The sequence below is a fragment of the Pseudoalteromonas sp. D15MCD-2 genome, assembly GCF_038562745.1.
Taxonomy (GTDB): domain Bacteria; phylum Pseudomonadota; class Gammaproteobacteria; order Enterobacterales; family Alteromonadaceae; genus Pseudoalteromonas.
This window is the reverse complement of sequence record NZ_JBCFQE010000003.1, coordinates 1-6,135: the sequence shown is the minus strand read 5'-3', so window position 1 is coordinate 6,135 and position 6,135 is coordinate 1. Positions and strand designations below refer to the sequence as shown.

At 41.5% G+C, this 6,135-nt stretch carries 9 protein-coding genes; 4 read left to right on the top strand and 5 right to left on the bottom strand.

The window, feature by feature from the left end:
• From AADY36_RS20850 to AADY36_RS20840, 3 genes are all read right to left on the bottom strand, one after another.
• Positions 1-181 (bottom strand): replication initiation protein (locus AADY36_RS20850; protein WP_342409668.1); only part of this gene is annotated, 181 nt, incomplete at its 3' end.
• A 395-nt stretch (positions 182-576) separates the two neighbouring features.
• Entirely contained in the window at positions 577-861 is a 285-nt protein-coding gene (locus AADY36_RS20845) for a type II toxin-antitoxin system RelE family toxin (protein ID WP_193329339.1), read from the bottom strand.
• Entirely contained in the window at positions 851-1,093 is a 243-nt protein-coding gene (locus AADY36_RS20840; RefSeq protein ID WP_074989890.1) for a type II toxin-antitoxin system RelB/DinJ family antitoxin, read from the bottom strand. Before AADY36_RS20840 ends, AADY36_RS20845 begins: the two co-directional genes overlap by 11 nt.
• A 663-nt stretch (positions 1,094-1,756) precedes the next feature.
• Between AADY36_RS20840 and AADY36_RS20835 the strand changes: the two genes are divergently transcribed.
• Genes AADY36_RS20835 through AADY36_RS20825 form a run of 3 tightly spaced genes read left to right on the top strand, consistent with a single transcriptional unit; the run spans position 1,757 to position 3,547 of the window.
• Complete coding sequence (locus AADY36_RS20835; protein WP_211001778.1) at positions 1,757-1,990, top strand: hypothetical protein; 234 nt, start codon at positions 1,757-1,759, stop codon at positions 1,988-1,990.
• Complete coding sequence (locus AADY36_RS20830; RefSeq protein WP_342409667.1) at positions 1,983-2,876, top strand: site-specific integrase; 894 nt, start codon at positions 1,983-1,985, stop codon at positions 2,874-2,876. Before AADY36_RS20835 ends, AADY36_RS20830 begins: the two co-directional genes overlap by 8 nt.
• Positions 2,873-3,547: a hypothetical protein gene (locus AADY36_RS20825; protein WP_342409666.1), complete on the top strand. Its 675-nt coding sequence runs from the start codon at positions 2,873-2,875 to the stop codon at positions 3,545-3,547. The genes AADY36_RS20830 and AADY36_RS20825 overlap by 4 nt, the downstream gene beginning before the upstream one ends.
• A gap of 324 nt (positions 3,548-3,871) precedes the next feature.
• Here the strand turns inward: AADY36_RS20825 and AADY36_RS20820 are convergent, their stop codons facing one another.
• A complete protein-coding gene (locus AADY36_RS20820) occupies positions 3,872-4,651 on the bottom strand; it encodes a replication initiation protein (protein ID WP_342409665.1) in 780 nt (259 codons plus the stop codon).
• A gap of 227 nt (positions 4,652-4,878) precedes the next feature.
• Between AADY36_RS20820 and AADY36_RS20815 the strand changes: the two genes are divergently transcribed.
• Complete coding sequence (locus AADY36_RS20815; RefSeq protein WP_342409664.1) at positions 4,879-5,298, top strand: hypothetical protein; 420 nt, start codon at positions 4,879-4,881, stop codon at positions 5,296-5,298.
• Positions 5,299-5,365: 67 nt separating this feature from the next.
• Here AADY36_RS20815 and AADY36_RS20810 read toward each other — a convergent pair.
• Positions 5,366-6,135: replication initiation protein (locus tag AADY36_RS20810; protein WP_342409663.1), on the bottom strand; the 770-nt coding region annotated here is incomplete at its 5' end.

Here is a 6,135-nt window from a genome sequence, read left to right as displayed (position 1 = left end):
GTTTGTCTACGTCAAACACCAACCAGTATTTATGCGTCGGGCCATTCGCTTGGATATAGCGTGATTTGATCGCGTTCTGGGCACGCGCAATCGCTAAGCCATTCGCGAACTCATCGGTATGGTACGGTTTTTTGGGTAAACGCTGCTCAAAAAGTGAGAGCTGTTGTGCGCTATTATTCAATTCTCACCGCGCTTATGGCGGTTTTGACTTGTGAAGTATGATCCATGTGTTATTATTCTCTCTGAGATTATATAGTTTCGATTTTTCGGAATTATCTCGAACCCTGATTATTCATACCCTCCCGCCAAGTTGGAAATGAATATCGGGGTTTTGTTTTATTAGGGCTTAGGTTACGCCAAAAGATTTGGCTGAGCAAGGACCCTTTAGAACTACAAAACACCTCAAAAAATGCCTTTCGATAAAAACACCGCCTGAACCATCAAAAAGGGGGCGATAGCCCATACCGGTTTTTATGTTAAATAGGTTTTCTCAGTACAAACTCATCGTTTGTGCCCAACAAAGTGTATCATTTTACCCGGTTCACACTCAGATTCAGTGCAAGTACCAAAAAATGGTTAAACTCGTTTCCCAGCGTCTTTATACGCTTCTGATTTATCTCTTTTGCCTATCGCAACAACAAGGATCGACACTTTTTCATCGTGCACTTGGTATATTAACCGGTACCCAACTTGACGTAATTTAATTTTGTAGCAGTCTGGGAGTTCTCGTAGTCGGTTAGCTTCAACCCTTGGTTGTTCCAGCACTTCAGCTAACTTCTTTTTAAACTGCTCACGCACGGTTGCGCCTAATTTACGCCACTCTTTAAGCGCACGGGGATCAAATTCTAACTCATAGGTCATCTAACGAGACCTTTACTCCCGCTTTTGGATCAGCCAAACGAGCCTGTGCCAAAGCAATAAGCGCTTCATCTTCACTTGTTAACAGCACTGACTTGAATGGCAGTTTTTCTCTTTGTGCAACGTATTCCAGTGTTTGTCTCAATAACTCTGATGGCGTTATTCCTAATTTTTCTAACGCTGCGTAAGAACGCTCTTTCAGATCATCATTCACACGAATATTTATAGTAGCCATAACGCACCTGTACTTACATTTGTATATACACCTATTGTATTCTACTGACACAGCTTTGCAAGCTCCAAAAACGGATTAAAATCGCCTGTGGGCGATTTTAAACGTTTTTGTGAGCCAACAAGCGCAGCGCGTTAGCCCCTGCCAAAAACAGCGTGAAAATTCTAGATCTGTGCAATTCCGCCCCCGCTAGGTACAACTTCGCTTTGCTCGTATAACCTAGCGGGGGCAATGCTTATGATAATTTAACGCATGTAATTACACGCAATGCGTATGATTTGATAATTTTAAAATCATTCTGTAATATCAGAGGCTCTTAAAAAGTCCATTGCAACTTCGATGCAATCCAGCAGCCTTAAAAGGCATTACCTAACACTGGTTAAATAGTTAGAGTTTCATGCGGTATCCCTACCACCATAACTGGTTAGTCATGAAAATGTTAAACCCATTAATCAATAAAACTGGAGTTCATTAGAAACAGAGAGACACTGCCAAACTCACTCATTATGAGGTAGACGCTTAGGCGTAAAACGAAGTTAATCAAAAGGTGAGAACGGTCAACACCTTGCTTAGTAACTAAGCAAAACAAAGGCGAAGAGGCATTAAGTTGTCGCTGAGTTACACATAAGTGTTTCCAGTAAATCTTACAGAAATGAGGTTTAAGTTTTGACAGATTTTGATCCGGTAGCTGAAGTTGAAGCATTAAAGGCCCAAACGAAAACGATTAGAAAACGTAGCTACACACAGCGTAAAAGCCGCTTAGATAAATTCCACACAGAGCTAGTTGCCATGCACAAACACGGCGCAACAATCGCAGAGTTAACACGCTGGCTTAGAAAAAAGAAAGCTATCAAAGTAGCAGAGTCTACCGTAAACCGTTGGCTAAAAAATCATGGCTAGATTTGCCACTAAATCACCAGAGCAACAAGCTCACTCAGTAGAAAAAGCGCTACAAAAATCTGATGCAATAGATTCAGTCCGTACCTTATTAAATTACACAGAGCGATTAGAACAAGTAGCTAAAAACATGCCTGAATTTGGTATACAGGGTGAAATTAGAGATCTAACACCTGAAACTACCATTCAATACCTAGAGGCAAGAGGCCAGGACATCGGGCAAAAAACGCTTGATATGGAACGCCAGGCGATTCAATCAATGCTTACTCATGTAACAGGTAAGCTTGAACAAGGTGAACGACTTCCTGTTATCAAATCAGAACACGAGCAAGCACTTTCAAGCCGTGCTTACACGGCAGAGCAAGTAAAGCTTATTGCTGAGTCGCAGACCGACAAACACGCCTTATCCACTCAACTCGCTTATGCAGCAGGATTAAGAGCTCATGAGTTACACACGCTATCACGCGCATCTGAAAAACAAGCAAGTGAAAGACCTGTATTGGATAGTAAATTTCAAGGGAGGGAAGGTGTCATTTATACCGTTACCGGTAAAGGCGGACTAACTCGCGAAGTCCTTATACCTAATAAATTAGCCGACAAACTCGAAGAACGTAGGCTTGATGTACCGCAACAAACCACTGATCGCGGTGTTCATTACGAACAGAAATACGAGATTGGTGCTGGTCAAAAGTGGTCCAATTCATATACTCAAGCCTCAAACCGTGCACTTAGTTGGTCTGAGGGGGCACATGGATTACGCCATAGCTACGCACAAGAAAGAATGAACGAGCTTCAAAACTCAGGCTTTACACGCGATATTGCACTTGAAACTGTAAGCCAGGAACTCGGTCATTTTCGCCCAGAAATTACAGAGGTTTATTTACGATGAAAACAACTTATATCGTATTTTTAGTGATTATAGCAGCAGGTTTGGGGCTTTGGTATTCAGTCGATGTACTCAGCAATACAACTCTTTTAATCGAAGAAAATGGTGAGCTTTATAGAGACGGTTACACCACTGCAGAACGATTTTTTGCTCTATGGCCAGTCAGTATCATTGGCGGACTAATTTTAGCGATAGTCATAGGTGTTGTAGTCCTAATTACCTTCGATGTTAGCAAAGAATCAGAAGTGAAAGAGCTAAAAGCTAAACTTGAAAACCAAATCTCACATTATGAACAATTAAAAATTCAATGCTTATCAGATGTAAAAAGTGCAAATGAGCTAGCCAATAAAGCACTAGAAAATGCTCGCACCCAAGCTGAACTTGAAGTAGAGCAGGAACGAACAGAAATTGAAGCTGAAAAACAACTAATCTCAAAAACTAAAGTGGAGTTAAACGAGTTCTATCAAGAAATAAAAAGTAAATCTGACGAAGTTGAGAACACACGTATTGAAAATAACAAATTAATAGAGCACTACAAACGAGAAGTAAAGATCACAAAACAAAAAACGAAAAATCACGGTAACGCTCTTGAAAGAAGAAACAATTTTATAAATAGATTGAAGAACGATGCTGAATATCTAAACTCGTTCATCGAAGAAAATTACGAGACGTAAAGCAAGAACATATTTAGTCTTTGAATTTAAAACCACGTAGCAAGTATAAACCTCCAAACAAAACAAAGAATGTCAGAGCAACAACAATTAAACACAAGATTTGAACTAAGCTCATTAGAAAGACCTCTGTAAGTAAACATATCTCTAAGATATCAGAAAAGCCAAAAAGGCTATTATCTGATATGGCTTGTTTTCGCGATCGCTATTTAACAATTTTTGCATATTTACTGACTGTACTTGCTGAAATGCCCAAATAAAGAACATTTGAATTTATTAATAGCCCTCGTGAGGGCTATTATCTGATATGGCTTGTTTAGTGCCACATTAAATTAGGCCATTTTTCTTTTTCCTGAAGTACGTTCTGCGGCTAATACCCAGCTCTAACCAAGGTTCGTTTAAGCTCGGCCTACCACCACCTTTCGATACTTTGCCGCCTTTAGCCCCTTGTTTAGCTTGCCATTCACTAAAACCGGCTGCACTAAAGTTCTTGTGCGTCCACCGCGCTACACTCTTGGCAGTGGCTTTTATTTCACTCTGTGGCAGTGGCTCTTTGAATGTTTTTTTATTGTAACCCTCTGCCCTGGTTAAACACGCTTCAAGCCAACGTTCGTACTCTGGCCACCCCTGCCTAATCGCTTTGTAAGCCCACGTACTGAGATAATCAAACAAGTTACAGTTACGCCCCAACCCGTAGTCAGGGAGTCGCTTACGGCCACTGTAGGCGCTCAAATCAACATAATCAGCGAGCCAGTCTAAGTCATACAAGCACGGTTCCCATGTAGAGACTTGCCAATGTGGATTTAAGGGGTTTTTACAGATAAGGCCAGCGTAACCTATATCGGCACCGAGTTTTTCTCTCAGCGCGTTTTCCACGGCTGCTGCGTAGCGAAGTGGCGCACTGCGACCATCAGGTGCTGTTCGGATCGACACTTCAAGGCCGTAAATTAAATGTGCATGGCCGTTTTCGCGATTGGTTGCAACGATATTAGGTGCGGGTGCACCTGAGTCGTACCAATCTAATGATGCATTCGGTTTGTCCACGTCAAACACTAACCAGTATTTATGCGTCGGGCCATTCGCTTGGATATAGCGTGATTTGAACATCACTACCTCATTAGCAATAGGGTAGCATTTCAACAATAATATCGCATTATAAGGGCTCTAGGTTGCACTGTAAGATCAACCTAGAGCCCTTGCAATTCAAAGGTTAAATAAAATTTCACACGGGAAAGTTACACGCACAGCATGAACTGTATTATTGAACTTGATTTACAATAATTGACTGCTAATCTTGTGAATGGATTTCTCTTTCAAAATTAAGGAACTATTTAATGAAAACTTTTTTACCCATATGTATTGCGCTATCTATATTCTTATCTCACACAGTGTCATCAGCAACTGTTGAAAATCATATAAAAAATAAAACTATAAATTGCTCATATGAGTGTACTGAAATTATTAAACTTAATGCTGGCTGGCATGTAGTAGCTAAAAACTCGAACGGAGATATAGAAAAAGTAATTCCTGTGGATGACATACCTATTAATGCTAAGAGAATAATAAACAACAATGGAATAATAAATACACTATCATCCGTTCCTGGTGTTGGAACAACATCAACCTCTTACGAAACTCCAACAGAAATAGTCGTTGTCTATATTACTACTTACAGAGATGCAGATGGTAACTTACTAGACGTCCAAGTAACAACGGTAAGAATACCAAAAGATACAACAACAATGCCCAAATAAAGAACATTTGAATTTATTAATAGCCCTCGTGAGGGCTATTATCTGATATGGCTTGTTTTCGCGATCGCTATTTAACAATTTTTGCATATTTACTGACTGTACTTGCTGATATTTTAAGGTCCTCTGCGATAGCTGCATGCGCATAACCTTGTGACTTTAAGTTCTGTATCGACTCCCAAAGCTCCCAATTTACTTTCACTGAACCTGTAGGCCTACCACCACCTTTCGATACTTTGCCGCCTTTAGCCCCCCGTTTAGCTTGCCACTCACTAAATCCGGCTGCACTAAAGTTCTTATGCGTCCATCGCGCTACGCTCTTGGCCGTAGCTTTAATTTCACTCTGCGGTAGTGGCTCTTTGAATGTTTTTTTATTGTAACCCTCTGCCCTGGTTAAACACGCTTCAAGCCAACGTTCGTACTCTGGCCACCCCTGCCTAATCGCTTTGTAAGCCCACGTACTGAGATAATCAAACAAGTTACAGTTACGCCCCAACCCGTAGTCAGGGAGTCGCTTACGGCCACTGTAGGCGCTCAAATCAACATAATCAGCGAGCCAGTCTAAGTCATACAAGCACGGTTCCCATGTAGAGACTTGCCAATGTGGATTTAAGGGGTTTTTACAGATAAGGCCAGCGTAACCTATATCGGCACCGAGTTTTTCCCTCAGCGCGTTTTCTACGGCTGCTGCGTAGCGAAGTGGCGCACTGCGGCCATCTGGTGCCGTTCTGATAGACACCTCAAGGCCGTAAATCAAATGTGCATGCCCGTTATCACGGTTTGTTGCAACGATATTAGGTGCGGGCGCACCTGAATCGTACCAATCTAACGAGGCGTTCG

Coding starts and splice junctions, on each gene's coding strand:
- AADY36_RS20845 (WP_193329339.1), bottom strand. CDS start 861: ATGACCTATGAGTTAGAATTTGATCCCCGTGCGCTTAAAGAGTGGCGT.
- AADY36_RS20840 (WP_074989890.1), bottom strand. CDS start 1,093: ATGGCTACTATAAATATTCGTGTGAATGATGATCTGAAAGAGCGTTCT.
- AADY36_RS20830 (WP_342409667.1), top strand. CDS start 1,983: ATGGCTAGATTTGCCACTAAATCACCAGAGCAACAAGCTCACTCAGTA.
- AADY36_RS20825 (WP_342409666.1), top strand. CDS start 2,873: ATGAAAACAACTTATATCGTATTTTTAGTGATTATAGCAGCAGGTTTG.
- AADY36_RS20820 (WP_342409665.1), bottom strand. CDS start 4,651: ATGTTCAAATCACGCTATATCCAAGCGAATGGCCCGACGCATAAATAC.
- AADY36_RS20815 (WP_342409664.1), top strand. CDS start 4,879: ATGAAAACTTTTTTACCCATATGTATTGCGCTATCTATATTCTTATCT.